This is a genomic window from Flavonifractor sp. An10, assembly GCF_002161215.1.
Taxonomy (GTDB): domain Bacteria; phylum Bacillota; class Clostridia; order Oscillospirales; family Oscillospiraceae; genus Flavonifractor; species Flavonifractor avistercoris.
This window is the reverse complement of record NZ_NFMB01000005.1, coordinates 35,331-57,136: the sequence shown is the minus strand read 5'-3', so window position 1 is coordinate 57,136 and position 21,806 is coordinate 35,331. Positions and strand designations below refer to the sequence as shown.

22 protein-coding genes and 1 pseudogene are annotated in these 21,806 nt (G+C 59.5%); 9 read left to right on the top strand and 14 right to left on the bottom strand.

Annotated elements, in window-relative coordinates; genetic code table 11:
• The first annotated feature begins 37 nt into the window (after positions 1-37).
• Entirely contained in the window at positions 38-436 is a 399-nt protein-coding gene (locus B5E42_RS09945; RefSeq protein WP_087239203.1) for a TIGR04076 family protein, read from the top strand.
• Between the two features lie 170 nt (positions 437-606).
• Here B5E42_RS09945 and B5E42_RS09940 read toward each other — a convergent pair whose 3' ends face one another.
• The 3 genes and pseudogenes from B5E42_RS09940 to B5E42_RS09930 all read right to left on the bottom strand — a co-directional run bounded on the left by B5E42_RS09940 (position 607) and on the right by B5E42_RS09930 (position 3,655).
• Positions 607-2,211: a site-specific integrase gene (locus B5E42_RS09940; protein ID WP_087239201.1), complete on the bottom strand. Its 1,605-nt coding sequence runs from the start codon at positions 2,209-2,211 to the stop codon at positions 607-609.
• A 4-nt stretch (positions 2,212-2,215) separates the two neighbouring features.
• Positions 2,216-3,373 (bottom strand): annotated as a pseudogene (locus tag B5E42_RS09935) (site-specific integrase).
• A gap of 3 nt (positions 3,374-3,376) precedes the next feature.
• Positions 3,377-3,655: a DUF6809 family protein gene (locus tag B5E42_RS09930; RefSeq protein WP_087239199.1), complete on the bottom strand. Its 279-nt coding sequence runs from the start codon at positions 3,653-3,655 to the stop codon at positions 3,377-3,379.
• Between the two features lie 195 nt (positions 3,656-3,850).
• Here B5E42_RS09930 and B5E42_RS09925 point away from each other — a divergent pair, with 195 nt between their 5' ends.
• Positions 3,851-4,306: a hypothetical protein gene (locus tag B5E42_RS09925; RefSeq protein ID WP_087239197.1), complete on the top strand. Its 456-nt coding sequence runs from the start codon at positions 3,851-3,853 to the stop codon at positions 4,304-4,306.
• 70 nt (positions 4,307-4,376) lie between these two features.
• Here B5E42_RS09925 and mobP3 read toward each other — a convergent pair whose 3' ends face one another.
• The 5 genes from mobP3 to B5E42_RS09900 all read right to left on the bottom strand — a co-directional run bounded on the left by mobP3 (position 4,377) and on the right by B5E42_RS09900 (position 8,463).
• Complete coding sequence (gene mobP3 / locus B5E42_RS09920; RefSeq protein ID WP_087239195.1) at positions 4,377-6,182, bottom strand: MobP3 family relaxase; 1,806 nt, start codon at positions 6,180-6,182, stop codon at positions 4,377-4,379.
• Complete coding sequence (locus tag B5E42_RS09915; RefSeq protein WP_087239193.1) at positions 6,182-6,589, bottom strand: hypothetical protein; 408 nt, start codon at positions 6,587-6,589, stop codon at positions 6,182-6,184. Before B5E42_RS09915 ends, mobP3 begins: the two co-directional genes overlap by 1 nt.
• 361 nt (positions 6,590-6,950) lie before the next feature.
• Positions 6,951-7,367: a helix-turn-helix domain-containing protein gene (locus B5E42_RS09910; RefSeq protein WP_087239191.1), complete on the bottom strand. Its 417-nt coding sequence runs from the start codon at positions 7,365-7,367 to the stop codon at positions 6,951-6,953.
• Positions 7,364-7,573 carry a helix-turn-helix domain-containing protein gene (locus B5E42_RS09905; RefSeq protein ID WP_087239189.1) on the bottom strand — a complete coding sequence of 70 codons (210 nt, stop codon included), beginning with the start codon at positions 7,571-7,573 and terminating at the stop codon, positions 7,364-7,366. Before B5E42_RS09905 ends, B5E42_RS09910 begins: the two co-directional genes overlap by 4 nt.
• 182 nt (positions 7,574-7,755) lie before the next feature.
• Positions 7,756-8,463 carry a hypothetical protein gene (locus B5E42_RS09900; protein ID WP_087239188.1) on the bottom strand — a complete coding sequence of 236 codons (708 nt, stop codon included), beginning with the start codon at positions 8,461-8,463 and terminating at the stop codon, positions 7,756-7,758.
• Positions 8,464-8,677: 214 nt separating this feature from the next.
• Here B5E42_RS09900 and B5E42_RS09895 point away from each other — a divergent pair, with 214 nt between their 5' ends.
• The 7 genes from B5E42_RS09895 (at position 8,678) to B5E42_RS09865 (ending at position 15,664) form a co-directional block, all read left to right on the top strand.
• Positions 8,678-9,655: a substrate-binding domain-containing protein gene (locus B5E42_RS09895; protein WP_087239187.1), complete on the top strand. Its 978-nt coding sequence runs from the start codon at positions 8,678-8,680 to the stop codon at positions 9,653-9,655.
• Positions 9,656-9,750: 95 nt separating this feature from the next.
• A complete protein-coding gene (locus tag B5E42_RS09890; RefSeq protein WP_087239185.1) occupies positions 9,751-10,836 on the top strand; it encodes a PhnD/SsuA/transferrin family substrate-binding protein in 1,086 nt (361 codons plus the stop codon).
• 77 nt (positions 10,837-10,913) lie between these two features.
• Positions 10,914-11,666 carry a phosphonate ABC transporter ATP-binding protein gene (gene phnC / locus B5E42_RS09885; protein ID WP_087239183.1) on the top strand — a complete coding sequence of 251 codons (753 nt, stop codon included), beginning with the start codon at positions 10,914-10,916 and terminating at the stop codon, positions 11,664-11,666.
• Positions 11,663-12,484, top strand: coding sequence for a phosphonate ABC transporter, permease protein PhnE (gene phnE / locus B5E42_RS09880; protein ID WP_087239181.1), 822 nt, complete (start codon positions 11,663-11,665; stop codon positions 12,482-12,484). Before phnC ends, phnE (B5E42_RS09880) begins: the two co-directional genes overlap by 4 nt.
• Before the next feature lie 12 nt (positions 12,485-12,496).
• The gene (gene phnE, locus B5E42_RS09875; protein WP_087239179.1) at positions 12,497-13,306 is read left to right on the top strand and encodes a phosphonate ABC transporter, permease protein PhnE; all 810 of its coding nucleotides are present in this window, start codon (positions 12,497-12,499) and stop codon (positions 13,304-13,306) included.
• 2 nt (positions 13,307-13,308) lie between these two features.
• On the top strand, positions 13,309-14,829 hold the full coding sequence (locus tag B5E42_RS09870; protein ID WP_087239177.1) for a bifunctional UDP-sugar hydrolase/5'-nucleotidase: 1,521 nt from the start codon (positions 13,309-13,311) through the stop codon (positions 14,827-14,829).
• 64 nt (positions 14,830-14,893) lie between these two features.
• Entirely contained in the window at positions 14,894-15,664 is a 771-nt protein-coding gene (locus tag B5E42_RS09865) for an inositol monophosphatase family protein (RefSeq protein ID WP_087239175.1), read from the top strand.
• A 225-nt stretch (positions 15,665-15,889) separates the two neighbouring features.
• Here the strand turns inward: B5E42_RS09865 and B5E42_RS09860 are convergent, their stop codons facing one another.
• The 6 genes from B5E42_RS09860 to B5E42_RS09835 form a co-directional block, all read right to left on the bottom strand.
• Positions 15,890-16,957 (bottom strand): hypothetical protein, encoded by a 1,068-nt coding sequence (locus tag B5E42_RS09860; RefSeq protein WP_087239173.1) that lies wholly within the window; start codon positions 16,955-16,957, stop codon positions 15,890-15,892.
• Positions 16,927-17,568 carry a 5-bromo-4-chloroindolyl phosphate hydrolysis family protein gene (locus B5E42_RS09855; protein WP_087239171.1) on the bottom strand — a complete coding sequence of 214 codons (642 nt, stop codon included), beginning with the start codon at positions 17,566-17,568 and terminating at the stop codon, positions 16,927-16,929. Before B5E42_RS09855 ends, B5E42_RS09860 begins: the two co-directional genes overlap by 31 nt.
• A 1-nt stretch (position 17,569) precedes the next feature.
• Positions 17,570-19,189: a VWA domain-containing protein gene (locus tag B5E42_RS09850; protein ID WP_087239169.1), complete on the bottom strand. Its 1,620-nt coding sequence runs from the start codon at positions 19,187-19,189 to the stop codon at positions 17,570-17,572.
• Between the two features lie 201 nt (positions 19,190-19,390).
• Positions 19,391-20,215 carry a MurR/RpiR family transcriptional regulator gene (locus B5E42_RS09845; RefSeq protein ID WP_087239167.1) on the bottom strand — a complete coding sequence of 275 codons (825 nt, stop codon included), beginning with the start codon at positions 20,213-20,215 and terminating at the stop codon, positions 19,391-19,393.
• Between the two features lie 10 nt (positions 20,216-20,225).
• On the bottom strand, positions 20,226-21,011 hold the full coding sequence (locus tag B5E42_RS09840; protein ID WP_087239165.1) for an inositol monophosphatase family protein: 786 nt from the start codon (positions 21,009-21,011) through the stop codon (positions 20,226-20,228).
• Complete coding sequence (locus tag B5E42_RS09835) at positions 21,008-21,805, bottom strand: PHP-associated domain-containing protein (RefSeq protein ID WP_087239163.1); 798 nt, start codon at positions 21,803-21,805, stop codon at positions 21,008-21,010. Before B5E42_RS09835 ends, B5E42_RS09840 begins: the two co-directional genes overlap by 4 nt.
• Position 21,806: the final 1 nt, after the last annotated feature.

Genomic DNA, 21,806 nt, shown 5'->3' with positions numbered 1-21,806 from the left:
TTTCCATGCGCGGCGCCGCAAACAGGAGGAACGATCCATGAAACACAGAGTGAAGCTCACCGTGATCGACAAGAAGCTGTACCCGGAGCTGCAGCGGCAGTACTGCGCCGACCCAAACGCCGGAGCCTGCTCCTGCTACAACGTGGGGGACGAGTTCATCTTTGAGCGGGACGGAGACCGGGATGACTTCTGGCACATGGGCCTGAATACCCTGGTCAAGACCAGCGCCGACCCGGACACCATAGCCGGCGGCCCCAAGATGCCCCACTGCTCTGAGGCGTGGGACGCTATTGCCCGGTACATCTACACCGGATTGCAGGGCGGCTCTATCATGAGGGGCTGGATGAATCAGGAGAACGTGATGATCACCTGCTGCTCCGACGGCACAAGGCCGGTAATCTTCAAAATTGAGCGGCTGGATGACAGTGCTGAATAAGGCCCCAAGCTGATGATATTGCAGACAGGGCCCGCCGATTCGGGATCTCCCGGATCGGCGGGCCCTGCTTTCTGTTTCGCTACAGTATGGCTCAATAGAGGATCTCTTGTTCTGGTTGGGTTTCTTTTTTGTTTACTGTCCCGCAAAATCTGAGATGGCATTTTTGTGTTTTACGTTTGCGGTACCGGACTTTCCTCGCCCCTGAGTTCCGCCCGAACCTCATCATAGTATTTCTGCACGGTGGTAATGGCCATGCCCAGCTGCCTTGCGAGATAGCTTTTATTGTTCACGCCGGGATTTTCACGCAGGTAGGCGGCGATGGCGTTCTTCTTGGGGCTCACCCCGTCCGGATATTCCGTGCTGGCCCCGGAGCGGAGGGCAGCGATCTCCGCCTTCATCTGTAGGATCAGTTCCGCCAGCTTTTCCTCGCACTCCGCCTCTGTGTGGCCGTAGACATTCCGGGAGTGTTTTTTCCCGTCCGGCCACACCGGGGAGTATCTGCCCTCCCAGAGGTGGTCGTTGAGCTGCTTGACATATCCGGTCCCCGGCCTGCGGCGGGCCGGAAGGACAGGAGTGAATGGTTCCTGTGCATGGGACTTCTCTGTCTTCTGCTCCGGCTCCGACTGTACCTCCGCCTTTGCGATCCCCCGGTCGATGTTCACCGCCGCTTTCTGCCGCATCTCGTCGGTAATGTGGGTGTAGGTATTCAGCGTCGTGGCCGACGACACATGGCCGATGATCGTCGAGAGTGTCTTCACATCCATCCCGTTTTCCAGGGACATGGTGGCAAATGTATGGCGCAGATCATGAAATCTGACTCGCTTGCACCCTGCCCGGCCCAGGATCACCTGGAGCCGCTTGCGGACATAGCCCGGGTCGATGGGCTGTTCTGGCTTGGTGCGGGAGGGGAATATCAGGTCAGAGAAGATCCCCCTCTTATACTCCGCCAGCACCTCCACCATGGCGGGCGGCAGGATGATGGTGCGGTTGGCCGCCTTGGTCTTGGGTTCGCTGATGACCAGCTTGCCGCCCACTGGGTAGATCTGTTTGTCGATGTGCAGTTTCCCGGTGGCAAAGTCCAGGTCACTCCAGCGAAGGGCCAGCAGTTCTCCCCGCCGCATCCCGGTGGTCAACTCCAGAAGAAACAGTTCATACATCCCCTCCGCCTTGGCCTGAATGAGGAACCACTGGATCTCCTCCTGGGTCAGCACCTTCATCTCCTTGCCTTTCAGTGGAGGCAGCTTGCATCCCACCGCCGGGTTGCTGTGGATCAGCCGCTCCTCCACTGCCTTGTCCAGCGCCATCTGACACACGGCGTGACAGCTGCGCACCGAGCGGTCCGCCATCCCCTTTCCACGTTGGTCTATATGGATTCTCCGGCCGGTCTCTTTCACGGTGCGGAAGAAGATCTGGAGGTCTGCCTGGGTCAGCTTATTCAGCGGGACGTCTCCTACGCCGGGGATCAGGTGGTTATAGATCCATCCCTCATAGCTTGCCTGGGTGCTTTGCCGCAGTTTCGGTTTGGAGAAGTTCTGATACCAGTAGTCTATCCAATCTCCGAACCGCATTTCCGGCCGGACTTGGATGGGGCGGAAGTCCCCGCACTGCTCTTTCAGCTGCTCCAGCTTTTCCACGCAAGCTTTCTTGGTTTTGGCCAGCACATTTTTCGTTTTGGGGTTCCCCGCCTCGTCGTAGCCCACCACTACCCGGCCTTCCCAGCGGCCGTCCTTCCGCAGGCGGACGGTGCCCTCCCCCTTCTTTCTCTTGCCTGCCATGTTCTCACCTCACCATGATGTTTTCCATGAATCCGCCCACGATCTCGCTGGCCCGTTTCTGCATATCCCCGGTCACATGGGTATAGGTATCCAGAGTGAAGGACGCCTGGGTGTGGCCCAGAATGCCGGACAGGGTTTTGGCATCCACCCCGGAGGCCAGAGCGTGGGTGGAGAAGGTATGCCTCAAATCGTGGAACCTGATGCTGGGCAGTCCGGCCTGTTTCAGCAGATTTTTCAGGTGGATGTAAGCGGCATTGGGACGCATGGGCCGCTCAGGACGCAGCGGGTCCGGAAAGATCCACTCTGAGTATGATTTTGTCTTGCGCTCTGCCAGCAGCTTGGCCGTACTGGGCGGCAGGGTGATGGTCCGCTTTCCGGCCCCGGTCTTTGTCTCTCCAGCGGTTAGACTTCCGCCCCGTTCCGCATGGATGATCCGGCGGACGGTAAGGGTGCCGTGGGCCTCGTCGAAGTCCTGCCACATGAGACCGCAGATCTCTCCCCGACGCAGGCCGGTAGTCAGCTCTGTGTAGAAGAAGTCGTGCCAGACCGTGTCCTCCCGGATCACCGCCATGAACCGTTCCAGCTGGGCGTCGTTGAGGATCTGCTTGGGGGCAGTTTTCTTCTTGGGCAGGGTGATGCCCTCGGCTGGATTACGGGCGATCAGGTTCGCTTACACTGCCGCGTCCAGCGCCTCATGCAGAACGCCGTGGATGCGACGGATGGTTGAGCCTGCCAGCCGGTACCCGTATTGGGGATGCTCCTCCTGCCGCCCGTGCTCTTGAAGCGCCCGGTACAGCCTCCGGATGTCCTCTGTGGTGATTTTCCCCACCGGTTTGTCCCCCAGGTGCGGCTTGATGTTTCGTTCGATGTACCCTTTGTATCCCTCCAGGGTGGAAGGTCGCACCGAGGGGGCCGCATACTCCTCCAGCCAGCGGTCCAGCCATTCTCCCAAAGACATTTTGCTGTCCTCACACAGATCAACGTCCCGGTACTCCTCGATATTCTGATGGAGTTTTTTCAGCAGATCCTTTTGCGTCTTGGCCGATACATACCGGAAGATGGGCTCGCCGCTGGCCTTGTGGCCGATGACGATGCGCCCCTCCCACCGGCCATCCTCCCGTTTCCGAACCATACCGTCGCCGGACGGCCTGCGTTTTGCCATAGGCTATTCCTCCTCTCTCCAGTCAAGGCCCTCTACCGCCAGCCGCATTCCAAGGCGGAAGCCCAGGATGAAGTGTTCCATGACGGCCGCGTCGAAGCGTTCATCCTCTGCATCAAGAAACTTTTGAAACCGTTCTTTGGCTTTGTCATCCAGCAGTACGTTCAGCTTTTCTTCGCACCGCACGGCCAGTTCCGTCGTGCAGCTCAGCGCAGGTTGGGTCTTCAGCAATCGTTCTCTCTGTTCTGCGAGGCTGTTGTATATCATCTCCAGCGTATCTCTCATGTGTGCTGCCGCCTCCTTTGTCAGCAACACACAATACCCGAACTTCCGCCCAATAGCCACCCCAACCGCAACTATTTTCAGAAAGTTATCATCTTAAGAAACTCTGGGTTCGGTCCATCAAACACCTTGTCTCCCCGCCGCCGCTGTGATATTGTTTTCATACAGACTGTGCAGAGCAGAGGGGGTGAAGATCCTATGTCGGAAGTGATCGCACTGATGGAAGAGTTCGGAACGTCCGTGCTCCAGCCCGGTGCCGTGGTTGGCATCGCCGTCACTGTTATCCTCTTTATCCTGGAGGTTCGGTGGTCCCATGCCCATCCGCCCCATAACAGGCGCGTGGAGAAAGCAGTCGCCCTGGGCCATGTGGTGACGGCCAAGCGGATCAAATATTGGGATGACGGCGTCACGCCTGATGAGAAGACCACCTCGCACTATCATGCCACCTACGCCTACGAGGTCTCCGGAAAACCGTACCAGTACAAATACCTGGAGCGCGCCGTCCCGCCGGTGCAGATCCAGCTGTACTATCTGGATGATCCCGGCAGAGCGTTCCGCAGCAAAGAAAAGCGAAGCGGATCCGCTCAAGTTTTCTTCCTTCTGTTCCCCATCCTTGTGGGCGCGGCGACAACGTACCTGCTCGGTGTGAAATGATTGGCTCCAAAGCCTCCCGCATCTGCGGGAGGCTTTTATCTTTGACTCTGCGGCGCAGTTTCTGATATACCTACCACCCCATGGTCATGCCGCCCATGTCCTGCCGGGGAGCTTCCTCATGGTCATCCGGCTTGTGGCCCATGGCGATCTTCTTTTCCTGGATCTTCCGCCGCAGCTTTCGGTCCACCCGCTGTCCCACCGGGGCGGCGGGCGGCACCGAGTTGTCACGAAAGATCTGACTCAGATGGTGGAGCAGTCGGGTGGCCGCCAGGAACACATTGGGCCTGTGCGCCTGATCGAAGTGGTCCAGAAAGAAGGCGGCGTACTCGTTTCCCTGTTCCGCCGATTCATAGAAATACGCCCAGGCCCGCTCCCGGTCCTGTTTGACATTCTGTCCGGTGAGGTACAGCTTTCCCAGAATATACTGGGCATACTGGTTTCCGTGTTCGGCGGAGTCGGTGAGATAGGCCACCGCCTTTTGCATGTCTTTCGGGACATCTTTCCCCTCCAGATACAGCTTTCCCAGGCGGTAGGCGGCGCAGGTGTTCTCCTGCGCCGCCGCTTTTTCATACCAGGATACCGCCTCGTCCATTTGGTTCTGACTTTGCAGAAGTTTTCCCAGCGCGTACTGAGCGAAGTCATATCCCGCATCAGCTGCCCGCCGGAACCACAGTTCTGCCCGCTCGTCATCGGGGAGAACACCCTGCCCGTCCCGCCAGCACTTGCCCAGCTGGTAGGCGGCCAGAGAGAACCCTCTCTGCCAGAGCTGTTCCAGCACCCGCACCTGTTCCGCTTTTTCACTCTCCAGGTTTTCGTACTCCTCCAGCACCTCCTTGGCGCTCTGGTAGGCCTCGGTCATCTGCCAATTAGAGTCCCAGGCGAAGTACACCGCATCCTGGTCCTCATCCACCTCGTCTCTCATACGGGCGTCCTCGAAGGTAAACGTACTGAGCCGGAGCCGCTCCGCCTCCCGGATGACCATGTTTTTGATGGCTTTGAACTCCTTCTGCCGGGAGAGGGACAGGTGTTCTCTGGGTGAGTCCTTGTAGTGACGCTCCAGTTCATCCCGAAGCTGATTCCACTGTTCGTAGCACTCTGCCACTTCCGGGACCTTGGCCAATTCGTCCACGATGGCGTCCACCTGCACCTTTGCCGGCTTTTTCAAATAGCCGTAGACCTTTTTGCCCTTGTGCCTCTCCAGCATTTTGGCCAGCGTCTCCATCTGCTCCATGATGACGGGGCTGTGGCACAGACCTGTTTCCATCTCCCGGATGAGCCGCCCCATGGCCTCCATCGCCGCGTCCCTCACTTGGCTGTAGGACAGATCTTTTTTCTGGTAGAGAGACAGCAGCTCGTCCCGGAAGATCTCATTGGACAGCTGGGAGCGCATCTTCTCGATGCCTTTTTCTGTGAGATACCCCTGCTTGGGGTCCACCGACCAGACCATCATGTGGATGTGGGGGTGGTGTTTCTCATCGTGGAAGGCGGCACACCACCGAAAGTTGCTGGGCGAGATCTTCATGGCCTGAGCCAGTTCCGTTTGGTGGGCCAGCAATAATCTGCGCCAGCTCTCGCTGCTTTCATAGCCCAGCCGGTGGGCGTCCTCCCGTTTCAGGGAGTAGATGAAGGTCCACACCGGCCCGGTATGCCCGTTGATCTCCTCCATGGTTCTCTCCAGATCAGCGGGACCGTCAGCGGAGAACAGACCGTGGGAGCGGGGCCGCTGGGCCATATATTCCAGGTAGCCGCCGCCGTCGTGGGAGGGGGATGGAGCCTCGATCAGCTCCACACCCTCCCGGGTGGCGATGTACTCGGCGTAGTGACCGCCGCCGTTTCCCGGCCTGATGTAGCCCGACTTCTGGATCAATCCCGGCATCACTCAGCCCCCTTTTGGTAACGAACCGTGTCTTCGAAGCTAATCTCACCATTGGTCTCCTTGACCTCTCTGACACAGCGGACGCGAGCTTTCCGCAGTTGATCCGGATCGATCTCTATGTCGGCAGCCAGGATATTCCCCATGAGGTTTTGGTCCACCGACAGCTTGAACAGCAGGTGTCCCATCCGTTTACCGAATGCATTCAGCTTGCCTTCCAGCACATCGGCCAGGACACGAGGCAGGTAAGCATCGGCAGATTCCGTATCCAGGTAACCGGAGTAGAACCGAATGGCCTTCTCAATAAATTCGTTTTTGGTCGTACAGTTGTCCCTCTGGTAGTGGGACTCCACCTGATCCCACACATCGTCATCCATCCAAACGGTGTGCCGGTGTCTATTTTCATCCATCGTCAAATCCCTCCAAACTCTATCGCAGCGTCAGCGAGTATCCCTCAACAGCGGGGTATTCGCCTGTTTTTCCGAAAACAGCGTCAATCGCAGTTTTGGCGACCCGGAAAAGCGTCAGCTTCCGTCCCCGGAGACCGCCCGCACTGCGGGCGGAAGTGACCGCCCAGGCGCAGCAAAAGCGCCAGGGCTTTCTCCTGCTTTTCTTTTCGTCCCTCGTAAATCGGTTAGAGAGCGGCAGATACTTCGGATAGGCGCTCCTTCGCAACGGCGGAACAGCGCCCCAAATCCGACCCCTATCCGCCGGGAGGGAAGGGGGACTCTGCCCCTCCCGTGATCGGGGCACACAGCGGCCCACAGGCGGTCACGCGGGGCTTTCCCACTCCCGCAGGAGTTTCGCCACACGCTGGCGCTCGGTGGCAAGTTCCAGTTCCTCCAACTGGCGGTCGTAATACTGGTCTATCACCTCCTGGATCGGCCGGAGGGTGAACAGCAGATTGCCGTTGCGCCGACCGCTGGACTTGGTAAGCACCTCTGTAGGTTCTGTGGTGATGAGTCCTCGCTCCTCCAATTGACGGATGTACTTGCGGACGGTATTCTCGCTCATCCGCACTGCCTGTCCAATGGTTTTGATGCTGGGCCAGCACTGATGCGTCTTGCGATTCTCACACCGTTTCAGGAAACTGTACACCGCCAACTCTCCAGCACTCAGACCCAGGAGAAACACCTCGTTGGGCAGAGAGAAAAAATTTCCGCGCCCACTGTATTTGCTGTACCTCATACGCCATCTCCTGTGTGCTCGTTCACCCACTGGATGAACTGCTCCTTGGGCACCACCATCCTGTTGCCGATGCGCAGCACCGGGAAGCCTGGTTCGTGCATCAGCTCATATCCCGACGATGGAGAGACGCCCAGGACTTTTGCCACTGTCTCTGAGTTGAGAAACAGCGGTAACTCCTCATAATTTCTGTAGGCAGACTCTTTCATTTTGATTACCCCCCCTACTACTTTACCCGAGGACATTTCTCAAGTGACATAGAATTGACACACCTGTGCCTCTTTTACCCTCTCACTATGTATTGGGGAAATAATATCCTTTTGACATATTTCTGACAGAAAAGCGGAGCGCCTGCTTTTTCAGCAGGCGCTCCGCCCAGTGTTGGATCGATTCAGTTTTGCGCCGGTTTCCGCAGTCGGCACCTGTCCTCCGTCTCGTCCCGATCCTTCAGCAGACGAGCCAGGGCAGAGAAAAACTTTTTTTGCAGGTAGTCCACGCTACCCCGATTGAGTTGGTGGGCCACAGCATATTTGCGGATGGACAGGCCCTCCACAAACCGTTCCCGGAAGTAGTCCTGATATTCCAACAGGACGGTTTTCAGGGCGTTGTCCAAAAACTGCAGATCCTCTTTCAGCTTGGCGAAGTCACTTCTGGTGATAGCGGCGAACCGTTTTTCCTTCACGCAGAGGCGGTATTTGTTCCGGTCGAAGCTGCAGTTCTCACAGAGCTCCTTGGCGTATGCGTGGTAGGTAAGAGATTGCTGATAATCTCGGGAGTCATAAGCTTCATCCATCTGCCGCGTTTGATTTTTACGCACCGGCCCACGGAAGCCCTCGTCTTCCAGTCTTTCGATGGCAGCCGCTGAGATCTTCATGTTTATCTGCCGCTTGTACTTGGCCTTCCGCTCTCCATCCACTTTTACGAAGGCGCAGAAGGATTTTTTGCTGGAGGTGCAGTACCTGGGGACATCCGCGAAAGGATAGGAAGTCCAGATGACGGTCTCCTCTCCGGTGTCGGCATCGGTGGCCGTGGAAATCACATAGACCACCTTGCCATCGTACCGCCGGTAGTACCCAGCACAGATCCGCCTGCCCGCCATTGCCGTACCTCCATTCTTTTTCTGCCTTCAGTATAGCGAAGCGCGGGCTTTCTGTAAATGGTGGAGGTTTTTCTTTGTTTTATTCCCCAGCAGGATTTGAGGGCGCTTGTCTGTTATAGAAGATTTATTATTTAGTAAAATTTTAGTAAAATCTATTGACTTCGAGAGCGTCAGAAATATAATGGTTTTAGAACGACATAAAAGGGGGAACCTCATGGCGACGATCAAGGATGTGGCCCAGGCTGCCCAGGTTTCGGCTGCTGCTGTCTCCCGGGTTTTGAATAAGGATGATAACATCTCTGTTACACCGGAAGTGCGGGCCAGAATTTTTCAGGCAGCCCACGCCCTCGGGTATGTGTCTCCCCGGCAGCGGCGGGCGGCGGAGCACAAGACCCACTTGGTCATCGGGGTGGCGGACTGGCGGATCATCCGCCCGGATCGGCACAATGTGCGACTGTCCTCCCTGTCCTGCCTGGTGCAGATGATGACTGACCAGTATGAGGTCTCCTTTGTGCGGCTGACCTTTGGGGAGCCCCAGAAAGTGGACGGCATCATTGCCCTGGGTGTGTTCAGCAAGAAAGAGATCGACTTTCTCCGCTCTCTGTCCTTTGCCATCGTTTTCGTGAACTCCAATCAGCACAACTATGAGTTCGACCAGGTGCAGGTGGACTTCGACCGGGGCCAGGAGAAAATGGTGTCCTATCTGCTGGATCAGAAGCGGTACACCGGCCTGGGGTATATCGGCGGCATCTACGACGGACCCAACGGCCGCATCGGTGCCCACCGCCTGGCAGCCATCCAGCGCATCCTGGAGGAGCGCGGCCAGTACGACCCCAGCACGTTCCATGTGGGGGAGATCAGCCGGGAGAGCGGCTATGCCCTGGCCAAGAAGGCAGTGGAGGAACACACCCTGGCCGAGGCGGTTCTACTGGGCAGTGACGAGGTGGCTGAGGGCGCGCTGGAGGCCTTCCGGGAGCTGGGGATTCGCGTGCCGAAAGATGTGGCGGTCATTATTTATCAGGATATTCAGACGTTGGAGAGCAAGTGGCCCACTGGCACTTGCCTGGAGATGTTCCCGGACTATGTGTGGGAAAACGCATTGGAGCTGCTGTTCGGCCGGATCAGCCAGCGCCGCTCCCAGGCGGTGACCGTCACGGTGCCTACCCATCTAAAGATCGGCGACACCGCCTGACTTCCAGAAACGGTTATCAGAGGGTTTCCCCTCTGTAACAGATAGGTCCAAAATCAACCCCAAGACATAAACGAAACATCGAGGAGGATCACAGTATGAAGAAAGCACTTTCTCTCCTGCTGGCCGGCGTGATGTGTGTTGGCCTGTTGGCCGGCTGCGGCGGTCAGAACACGGAGGACACCCAGGGCTCCGGTAGCACGCCGGACACCAGCAGCACCCAGGAGACCGGGAACAAGACTATCGATACCCTGCGCATTGCCTTCGTCCCCTCTCGGGAGCCGGAGGAGATCATCACCGCCACAGAGCCCCTGAAGCAGATGCTCACCGACGAGCTGGCTAAGCTGGGCTACGACGTGGGCGAGGTGGACATCACCGTGGGCACCAGCTATGAGGCGGTGGGCGAGGCCCTGGCCGCCGGCACTGCCGATGTGGGCCTGATCCCCGGCGGCACCTATGTGCTCTACGACGATGGCTGCGACGTGCTGCTGACCGCCACCCGGGACGGCCTGTCCATCGACTCCGATAACGCCAAGGACTGGAACGACAACGCCCCCACTGAGCCCACCACCGAGCAGGTCACCAGCTACCGCGCGCTGATGATCGCCGGCCCCTCTGAGAAGGGCCAGGAGCTGGCCGCCAAGGTCAACGCCGGCGAGGCCCTCACCTGGGAGGATGTGAGCAGCGCCAACTGGAGCGTGGCCAACTCCTCCTCTCCCGCCGGTTACATCTATCCCTCCCTGTGGCTGCAGGAGAACTTCGATAAGAACATCACCGACCTGCCCCATGCGGTGCAGTCCGACTCCTACGGCAGCGCCTTCGCCCGTCTGGCCTCCGGTCAGGTGGACATCGTCTGTACCTATGCCGATGCCCGCCGGGACTATGAGGACGAGTGGACCGGCGAGTACGGCATGACCAACAGCATCTGGGACGACACCGCTGTGGTGGGTGTCACCCCCGCCATCTACAACGACACCATCAGCGTCAGCAAGACCTCTCCCATCATGGACGACGACTTCAAGGCCGCCCTGTCCGAGGCATTCATCAACATCGGCAACACCGAGGAGGGAAAGGAGGTCATCGCCATCTACAGCCACAACGGCTACCTACCCGCCAAGTCCTCTGACTACGACTCCGAGCGGGCCGCCCAGGAGATGATCCAGTCCCTGAACAGCGCGGGTTAAACCCAATCAAACATGAACCACAAACGAGGGAGGGAGGCCGCGGCTTTCCTCCCTCATTTGGAATGGAGAGAGATACGATGATTGAATTCAAAGAGGTAGAAAAACGCTATCCCAACGGGTACGAGGCCCTGAAGCACATCAACCTGACCATTGCTCAGGGGGAGTTCGTGGCCATCATCGGCCTGTCCGGCGCGGGCAAGTCCACCCTGATCCGCACCATCAACCGGATGCACGACATCACCCAGGGCCAGTTGACCGTGGACGGCACCGACGTGATGACCCTCCACGGGAAGAGCCTGCGGAAGTTCCGCCGACGGATCGGCATGATCTTCCAGTCCTTTAATCTCATTACCCGCACTACTGTCATCAAAAACGTGATCACCGCTTTTGTGCCCGACCTGCCCTGGTGGCGGGCGACGTTTGGTATCTTCACGAAAGAAGAGAAGATGAAAGCCCTGGAGGCACTGGATCAGATGGGGATTCTGGACAAGGCCTTTGTCCGGGCGGATCAGCTCTCCGGCGGCCAGCAGCAGCGGGTGGCCCTGGCCCGGACCCTGGCCCAGGACCCACAAATCATCCTGGCAGACGAGCCGGTGGCCTCCCTGGACCCGGTGACCGCCAAGCAGGTTATGGATGACTTCCAGCGGATCAACCGGGAGATGCACATCACAGTCCTCATCAACATCCACCACGTGGAGCTGGCGCTCCAGTATGCCACCCGGGTGGTGGGCATCCGGGCCGGTGAGATCGTCTACGACGGCCCGGCGGACCAGGTGGATCAGGCGGTTCTGGACGCCATCTACCAGGGGAAGCAGGAGGAGCCGGCATGAGCGTATACGACAAGATCTTCCCGCCCAAACTGCTGACACTCCCCAACGGGAAACAGGTATCCAAGCCCCGCTCCCGGGCGCCCCTGGCGGCAGTCATTCTGGTGGCCATGACGGCCCTCTCGGTAGAGGTCACTGGTTTTGACATGGGCGTTCTCGTCAGCCGGATCCGGGAGTTCTTTGTGATCCTGGGGGAGATGATCCCGCCGGAGTGGGACTATATGTCCCAGATCTGGCAGCCCCTGTTTGACACCATCAAGATGTCCCTGCTGGGCTCCTTCATCGGCTCGATTTTGGTGGTGCCCTTCGCCATGCTGGCCTCCACCAATATCATCCACAGCCGGGTCATCGTAGCGGCTATGCGGCTGCTGCTGAGCATCATCCGCACCCTGCCCACCCTGGTCTCCGCCCTGATCGCCACCTACATCTTCGGCCTGGGCACTCTGGCAGGCACCACAGCCATTGCCATCTTTACCTTTGCCTACATCGGCAAGATCCTCTATGAGGAGATCGAGACCGTGGACATGGGTCCCTTCGAGGCCATGGAGGCTATGGGGGCTACCAAGGTGCGCTCCTTCATCAGCGCCATTGTTCCCCAGGTGCTGCCCTCCTATCTCTCCAACTGCCTGTTCTGCTTTGAGGGCAACGTGCGCTACGCCTCCATTCTGGGTTATGTGGGCGCTGGCGGTCTGGGCCTGATCCTGAACGAGAAGATTGGCTGGCGGGAGTACGCCAGCGTGGGCATGATCTTGCTGGCCCTGTTTGTCACCGTGTTCATCATTGAGACCATCAGCCGGGCCGCCCGGAAGCGACTGGTATAAGGAGGGGCTGGCATGAACAAACGAATCGAAGCGGCCTATGAACAGCGCCCCCGCCGCTGGGTGTTTGAACTGGTTGTGGCTGTGGTGGTCGTGGCCCTGCTGATCTGGAGTGGTTCCGCCGTGGAGACGGCGGGCACTACTCAGAGCGGAGCCAAGATCGCCTGGAACATCCTGGCGGGCATCTTCCACCCGGACACGGACCTGCTGTTCAACTTCACCACCCAGGGCGTACCCTACCTGTTGCTGGAGACCATCTGTATCGCGTTCCTGGGTACCATCGTGGGCGCGATTATCTCCATTCCCCTGGCGTTTCTCTCAGCCTCCAATCTGACGCCCAAGCCCGTGGCCTTTGTGGGGCGCATCATCATTATGGCCATCCGCACCGTGCCCGCCTTTGTCTACGGGCTCATGTTCATCCGGGTCACCGGCCCCGGCGCCTTTGCGGGCCTTTTGACCATGTCATTGTGTTCGGTTGGCATGGTGAGCAAAATGTATATCGAGGCCATCGAGGATCTGGATGTGCGGGTGCTGGAGTCCCTGGACGCGGCGGGCTGCACCACCTGGCAGAAGATCCGCTACGGCATCCTGCCCCAACTGATGCCCAATTTCGCCTCCACCGCCATCTACCGTTTTGACATCAATCTGCGGGACGCCACCGTGCTGGGTCTGGTGGGAGCCGGCGGCATCGGCGCGCCCCTGATCTTCGCCATGAACGCCTACCGCTGGGAGGAGGCCGGCGCTATCCTGGCGGGTCTCATCGTGCTGGTGCTGATTGTGGAGTGGATCTCCACCAAGATCCGGGTCAAGCTGGCCAGGGGGTAATCATGGAAAAGACATTTCAAATCTATTATACTTCAGACACCCACGGCCATATCTTCCCGGTGAACTATGCCTCTAACTGCCCGGAAAACTCCGGACTGCTGAATCTGGCCGCCCAGGTGGAAAAAGACGGGAACACCCTGGTGCTGGACGGGGGGGACTCCCTGCAGGGGACTCCCCTGACCCAATACTATTTGGAAAACCGGGATCAGTGGCCGGTCCACCCGGTAGCCGCCGCCTTCAACGCCATGGGCTTGGACTACTTCACTCTGGGCAACCACGACTTTAACTTCGGATATGAGGCCCTTCGGGACTACCTGAAAGCCATGAACGGGGTTTGCCTATGCAACAATGTGGAGGATTTGGGCGGAGAACTGCGCATCCGGCCCTGGACTGTGCATACTTTAGGAAATGGCCTGCGGGTGGGAATTACCGGAGTGGTCACCGATTTCGTAAACATCTGGGAGCAGCCACAAAATCTAACACAGCTGCGCATCACCGATGCGTTCCGCGCAGCCAAAGCGGCCTGTGCCGCATTGGCAGATCAATGTGATATACGGGTGTGCATTTACCACGGAGGTTTTGAGGAAGACCTGGAGACGGGGCGGCTGCTCTCGGACAGTGGGGAAAACCTCGCCTGTAAAATCGCCCGGGAGCTGGACTTTGATGTGCTCCTGACCGGCCACCAGCACATGGCGGTGGAGGACGTAATGCTGTCCGGCACCTACGCAGTTCAGCCTCCGGCAAATGCCGGACAGTTTCTCCACATTATCGGACAATGGGACGGAACTGGAAGCCAAATTCACTCCAGACTGATGTCCGTAGGCGCAACCCATGATGCTGAGCCCTATCAGAGCCTGCTGCCTCTGGAAAATGCTGTACAGAACTGGCTGGACCAACCCATCGGTGTGTTGTCCCAGTCTATCCCACCGGAGGGGAAGCTGGAGGCAGCCGTTCACAGCAGCCAGGTGGCCGCCCTATTCAACCAGGTGCAGCTGGCGGAGACCGGTGCGGATTTCTCCTGTACCAGCCTGGGGAACGACCCAGTGGGGCTGGCCTCTCCGGTGACTATGCGGGGGGTGACAGCGGCCTACCTTTTTGCAAACACCCTGGTGGTGCTGGAGATAACGGAGGAGGTGCTGAGACAGACCCTGGAGCGGTGTGCCACCTACTTCACCCTGGTTGATGGCCAGCCCCAGATTGCAGAGGAGTTCCTGCTGCCCAAAGTGGAGCACTACAACTACGACTTCTACGCCGGGCTCTCCTACACCTTCGATCTGCGCCGGCCCGTGGGCAGTCGGGTGATCCACCTGGCAAAACTGGACGGCTCCCCGCTGGGGGGAGGGACCTTCCGTCTGTGCACCAGCAACTACCGGGCAACCGGCACCGGTGGGTATGAGATCCTGCGGGAATGTCCCGTGCTGTGGCGCGGCGGCACAGAAATGCCGGATCTCACCGCCCGCTACATCCAGACCCACAGCCCGATGCCTCAGTTGCATAACGTGGAGATGCGGGTGATCTGGTGAAGCGTTCTTGACAAGCCACAAGGAATGTGGTTTTATAAATCAGACAGAGGAAAGAAGGTGGAGGATGGACAGATTCAATGTTGCTGTGGATGTTGTTCAAAATGCCGGAGATCTTCTGCGGCAGTGCCGTCTGGAAGAGTCAGAGATCTGCCAGAAGACGGGGCACCAAGATCTGGTTACTCATTGGGACCGGAAAATCGAGCAGTTATTGCGAAATGAAATACTGACAGCCTTCCCCCAGGACTCCATCGTGGGTGAGGAGTATCCGCCGGAGGCGCATCGCACCGGGTCGATGACTTGGTATATTGATCCCATCGACGGGACCACGAATTTCATCAATCAGCATCAGAACTACGCCATCTCCGTGGGGTGCTGGGAGGGAAGTGCCCCGCTGTTCGGCCTGGTGCTGGATGTGGAACGTGAGACGCTCTACTGGGCAAAGCGCGGAGGAGGCGCATGGCAGGATCAGACGCAGATCCATACCTCTGACCGGCGGGAGCTTTCGGAACTGCTGCTGACAACGCCGGGCCTGCAATATACCTTTCTGGAGCCTCATCCGTACCAAGAGCGGATGATTCGGCTCTCCCGGAAGGTTCGGGGTGTCCGCTGTCTGGGTTCCGTGGCCTTGGAATTGTGTGAAGTGGCCGCAGGCCGGGCAGATCTGTTTGTAACCATGCGATCCTCTCCATGGGATCACAACGCTGCGCGGATCATCCTGGAGGAGGCCGGCGGGGCGGTCTTCACAGTGGATGGGGATGAACTGCCCCTGGATCAGAAAAGCACGGTGCTTGCTTTCAATGCCATGGAACTGAAAGATTGCATCCTCTGTGTATGAGAACAGCCCGTTGTAAGAGATTTGAGGGACACTTTTGGAACATAGCGATAGGTAGGCACTCTCATTGTTTACAGCCCCGCAAATCTTGAGGTATACCCATCAGCACACTCGCACGATGGACAGATCAATAACAGCAAAACCCCATTCCGTACAGCTCAGATATCTTCTGAGTGGACAGGATGGGGTTTTTATTCGCCATGGCTGGGAGCGCTATGCAGGCCGCCTCTACGACAGAGCGGCAATGATCTTCTCCATGGCGGCGTAGCTGGGCATGGCGGCCACCTGGGTGATCTCCGCGGCCAGGTGGGGGACGCCGAAGTGGTCTTCGTCGGCGCCCGTCCCGGATACCTCGGTACGGAAACCGTGGTTTTCCCAGGCCAGGCGCTGGATCTCCTCGTCCATCAGGGCGTCGATGCCCGCCTCCCCCGCCTCGTCCAGGGCGATGTAGATATGGGAGGACCAGACGGTGGGTGTGGGATAGATCAGCACGATGTCATCCTTCAGCTGTTCCCAGTCCTCCGGGTTCTCCACGGCGAACTCCAGCAGTTGGTTTTCATAGCCGGCGATCATGGGCTTGGCCCCCATGCCGGTCTTGAGGAACTGGTCGAAGAGGTCGGAGGAGGACGCCTCCATATAGCCCAACTTCTCGAAGATGGCCTGCAAGCGGGGCAACACCGCCTCCACGCTGTCCTCATCCGCCACCCCGCCGCACAGCACATTGGCCAGCAGCCCCGCGAACATATTCCCGGAGTTGGAGCGCACGGGGTCGGTAGTGTTGACAGCCACGGTGCCGTAGAGCTCCGGGAGCCCCAGGTCCGCCCAGGCGGTGCCCGCCTCGATCTCCGCCACCAGGCCGGCCATATCCATATAGTACACCCCATCCCGCTCCGTCACCAGCCCCTCTTTCTGGAACGCCTCCAGGATGGGCCGGTGGGTATAGAGGACGATGGGGGTGTTGAACACGATCTGGCTCCTGTCCGGCGCGCCGTAGAGCTGCTGGTAATACTCCAGGGCGGTCTGGCTGGAGGGAAAGAGGAAATTCCGGCCCTCGTGATCCGCCGTTACCATGTCCAGGGAACCTGCCTTGGCATAGTCCAGGGTGAGCCCGTAGTTCCGATCCAGGATGTCCTGTACCGCCTCGTCCTCCAGCAGGCCGATCTTCTCGCCCCCCACATAGCCCCGCAGGACAGCGGGCTCCGGCTGGGGGCCGCCTCCCAGCAACAGATAGACCGCCGCCGCCCCGATGACGGCCAGCAGGATGATCAGACCGATCCATTTTGATTTGCTTCCCATTGGAATCCCTCCGTGTTCAGCAGGCCCTCCATGACCTTCATATCCGCCTCCGCGTCAAACCGCTCCGAGGCCATCAGCTGACTGAGCTGTGCCTCGAATCCAGTTTTCAGCTTGGGCAGGATGGCCCGCACCTTCCGCTGGAACTCCCGCACCTCGGAAGTCCCCAGCCCGGCCTCCTGGAACTTCACATACTGCCCCAGGATCCGGCCCACCGTGTCCAGATAGTAGGTGAGAAAGCGGTTAGCCGACGGGATCTTCTCCGGATGCTCCCGGAGATACCGGTAGAGGCGATCCCCCGTCTCCGTGAGGGCCAGGGCGTCCTCATGGGTCCGGACGTCTGTGATGCGGCCGGCGGCCGACCGGATGGCTCTCAGATCCCGCTCCGCCTCCTCCATCAGGGCCTGCATCTCGCCGCCGTCCGGTCGCTTGGCGAAATAGAGGGTGACGGGGTCCGCCTTGGGGGTCAGCAGGAACCACAGGCCCAGATAGATTCCCACCCCCAGCACGGCGCTGAAGAGGAAGTTCCATCGGAGGGCCAGGGCCAGAACCAGAAAGACCGCGATCCCCCCGCCCAGCGACAGTACCAGCTGCCGCAACTGTCCCTTCTTCATCTCAGTTGTACCCCTTCACACTGCGGAAGGCCCCGATCAGATCCTCCCGTCCGTCGAAGACCCGGGCGTGGGTCAGTTCCGCCAGTTCTTCCAGCTGGGTGGGATCGGCGGAGCCGAACATGATGGAGAACACCGGTACGTCTGCTCCGAATGCCTCATAGGCGGTTTGGAAAGCGTCGATGCTGCCATCGGACACTCCGTCCGTCAGCAGGATGATGGCGGGGGTGTACTGGCTCAGGTCGTAGTTTCCCAGCTGCCGCAGGCCCTCCATGGCTGCGGAGTAAATATCCGTACCGCCTGTGGCCGTTTCTGCCTCCACCTGTGTATAGAGAGCTTCCAGCTCACTGCCATTTCCAACAGCAGCATAGACGTCCCGGGGGTAGCCCTCGAAGGGGATGAGGATATTGACCTCATGCGCCGAGGCCTGGAGCAGATTCTTCTCCGCGTTCTCCTGAATGAGGATCTGGCTCATGGCCTCCACCATCTGCTCCCGGCCTGTTCCCTCCATACTTCCGGAGTAGTCCAGACAATATACGGTGAGGGAGGGCTTGCGGAATTCCGTCTGGTACAGGTTCAGGCCCTCCATCAACACGTCGGTGGAGGGCATCCGAATGGGAGAGAGCACCCGGTCGGGCTGGATGCCCCAGTCGGCGCGGAATACGTCCGCGTTCTCCGCCGACACCCCCTCGTACCCGGTGCGGCGGCCTGTGCGCTGGATCTCGTTTTGAACCTCGTCGGAAAGCAGGTATTCCTGCAGATCCAGAAAAGCATGCTCCTTCTCAGTATCCCCGTTGTCCACATAGCCCAGGGGGGAGTCCGCGATAGAGAGGCCGTCATAGGGGTAGACGGCATACAGGGTCTCCTCGCCTCGTGCCTCCAGCTCCTGGTTGGCACTGATGATGAGGCACTCATAGTTCACCATGGCGTCATAGCCGCCGGTGAGAAATAGGTCCTTCAGCCAGTCGGAGCTGCCGGAGGACCGGTCTACGCCGGAGAGCAGTTGGGTGATCTGTTCCGAGAGACCGGGAGTCTGGAGGCTCTCCGATGTGATCACATCTGGATTGCCCAGCAGGGCATAGAGAAAGCCGATGTAGGCGCTGCACCCGGAGTTGGACTGGGTGGCGGAGGTCATGCAGAAGTTCAGCTTCCCAGACTGGATGGCGGAGAGCAGGTCGCTGACCGACACCTCCGTGCCCACGAAACCCAGCTCCTCGGCTAACCCCTGGCGGATTCCGAATACCACCGGGGTGATGGAAATGGACTGGGCGTGCTTTACCCGGTACTGGGTGTCTCCGGCGGTGAGCCACAGGCTGCTGGCAGGCCACACCGCGTCGTAGTCGATGCTCTCTCCCTGGAGGGTGCGCATGATATCCAGGGAGCCCTGGTACTCCATCTCGATGTTCACGCCCCGTTCCCGGGCGAAGTCATCCAGGATGCCCTCCAGCTCCTGGTTCTCCGAGCCGGAGAGGATGCGCAGCGTCACATCTCCGCCGTAGTGGAAAGCCTGCTCTCCACTGGCGGGATCGCTGGCGGAGGCGGTGCTGTCAGACGATGCCGGGCCACAGGCTGTCAAAAGCAATGCAAATGCCAGGATACATGCGGATAAAACTGCGCGTTTCATAGCAGTAGACCCTTCCTTTCCTGATACGGTGCACAGGCAGCAAGGACCTGCACATAGAGGAATATATAAAATAAACCTAATTTACCATATCACATCCGGTGGATGCCCACTACCGCGGTGCAGTAAAATGCGTGTAAAATCCGTGTGTTATCCTGGAAAATGAACGCATCCCCCATGTGTACACACGCATGGGGGATGCGTTCATCCATCCGGAAAGTAGTCTTTTTTCATCTGGTGCAGCGACTGAAGGCGTTCCGCGCTTTCGGCTCCTAACCGCTCCGCCGCAGCGACGGCCAGGGCGTCCAGCAGGGCGGCGGGGGCAGCCATGGAGTGGTACTCCTTTTCGGTGCCGCGGTAGGCGAACAGACTGACGTCCGCCCGCTCCTCCGCGGGCAGGCAGGTGCGTCCCACAAAGGCCAGCGTCCGGTAACCGGCGGCCCGACTGTGCTCCAGGAGGATGCGTCCCTCCCGGGACAGTTTGGAAAAGCTGAACAGCACCACCAGATCGTTCTCCGCCGCTTGCGAGAGCCCTTCCAGCAGTTCAGAGCCGCCGGAGGGCAGGAGAGATACCTGTAAGCCCAGCCGCCGCAGGCGGAAGTGGAGCAGCTGGGCCAGGGAGGCGGAGGCGTTTTTCCCGTGGACGAATACCCGCTGGGCGGAACAGAGGGCCTCCACCGCCCGGTCAAATTCCCCGGTGGAGAGCTGCTGTATGGTCGTCTCCAGGTACGCCCGCTGCCGCTCCAGCCAGGCCTGTGGGGAAAAACGCGCTCCCTGACTGAGTGTGGCCGCCAGCTTTACCGCCGGGCCCGGAGACTGCTCCAGCACCAGAGATTTCAGCGCCTTGAAGTCCCGGCAGCCCACATGGCGGGCGAAGCGGGAGACCGTGGCGTCGGAGAGCTCCAGCCGCTCCGCCAGCTGCCCAATGGACGAAAACAGGAAGGTATCTGTGTTGGTGTTGATATAATCCAGGATCTTCTGCTCCGCCCGGGTCAACTCCCCAGCGGCGGCGGGAAGGCGCAGGTCCATGACAAAACCCTCATTCTTTCAAAATTGTTTGCAGTGCGCTGTGGAGCCGCCCATTGGAGGCCAACAGAGGCCCGCCCTCCGCCAGAGAGAGAGGGGCTCCGCCCGGAGCGGTAACCTGTCCCCCGGCCTCCGCTAAGATGAGCATTCCGGCGGCGTAGTCCCACGGCTGGAGAGACAGCTCCACATAGCCCTCCAGACGTCCGCAGGCCACATCGCACAGCTCCAGGCTGGCACAGCCCATCCGTCGCACATCCTGGCACCGGTCATACAGTGCCCGCATCTGCCGGAAGGCCGCATCCGCCAGCTCCCGCTGGCCGGGAACGGTGCCCGCGGACAGAAGGCTATCCTCCAGCCGAGAGACGGCGCTGACCTGAATGGGAACCCCATTTCGGAATGCTCCGCCGCCCCGGCGGGCGGTGAAACACTCCTCCGTATAAGGATTGTATACCATACCAAAGACAATTTGTCCACCCTCCGCCAAGGCCAGGGAAATCGCGCTGCGCCGGAATTGATGGATCAGGTTGGTGGTGCCGTCCACCGGGTCCAAAATCCAGCAGGGGCGGCTCCAGTCCAAACAACTGTTGTCCTGCTCCTCTCCCATGAACTGGACGCCCGGCGTCAGGGCCGCCAAGCGCTCCCGCAGAAACTCCTGCACCTCCAGATCTACGTTGGTGACATAATCCGTCTCGCTCTTGGCCCGGATGCTTCTGACGGCAGCGGGATCGGCCAGCAGCCTTCCCGCCTCCCATACCGCCCGGACAGCCCCCTCCGCCAGAGGATCCGTCAGGACGGTCATGCAATGGCCTCCTGAGTCAGAATAGCCACATAGTCGCCTCCCAAGGCGTGGATCTCCTTCAGAGACCGCTTCAGCAGGCAGGCGGTGCGCACCTGGAAGGCGGCAATGTCGGAGATATCAATGTCATAGCGTCCGGCTACCATCTCCCCGTAGAGAGCGGGGACAGTATCCACATCCCGTTCAAAAACCGTGGTGACGCAGCCGTACTGCACCGCCTGGTGGGTGTCGCTGCCGGACACCACGGGGATGTCCAGCTCTCTCCCCAGGGCGTAGGTGAGCCGCTCGGTGCGCTCCCGGTCCAGAGCCAGGTCCTTGCCGTTCAGATCCAGAAATTGCAGGCGGCGTAGCTGCTCCTGAGGCAACTCGGGCACATGGCCGCCGGCGCGGAAGGGGTGGCCGCAGCCCACCACCACTGGGTACTTCTCAAACAAATCCATGAGCCGGGAGAAGGGCAGAAAGTCCCTCTTCTCCTTGTGGGGCTCCAGCCGCCGGTTCAGCTCCAAAATGGCCTCCAGGGGCCCGATGGACAGGATATGACCGCCCTCCGCCACATCCGTCTCCATGCCGGGGAAGACGCGCAGGCCGTTCTCCAGCTCCAGGGTGTCCCCGATCCTTCGGCTCACCGAGGCGATGTAGCCGTACACATCGGCAAACTGGAGGGTGTTGAAGTGCTCCGTCAGGCACAGGGCGTCCAGTCCGGCCTGTCTGGCCTCGCCGAAGAGCCAGTCGGTGTAGGCGGTGGAAAATGGGAGCTTTTTGGCCAGCTTCCCGTGGGTGTGAAAATCCAGGCGCAAA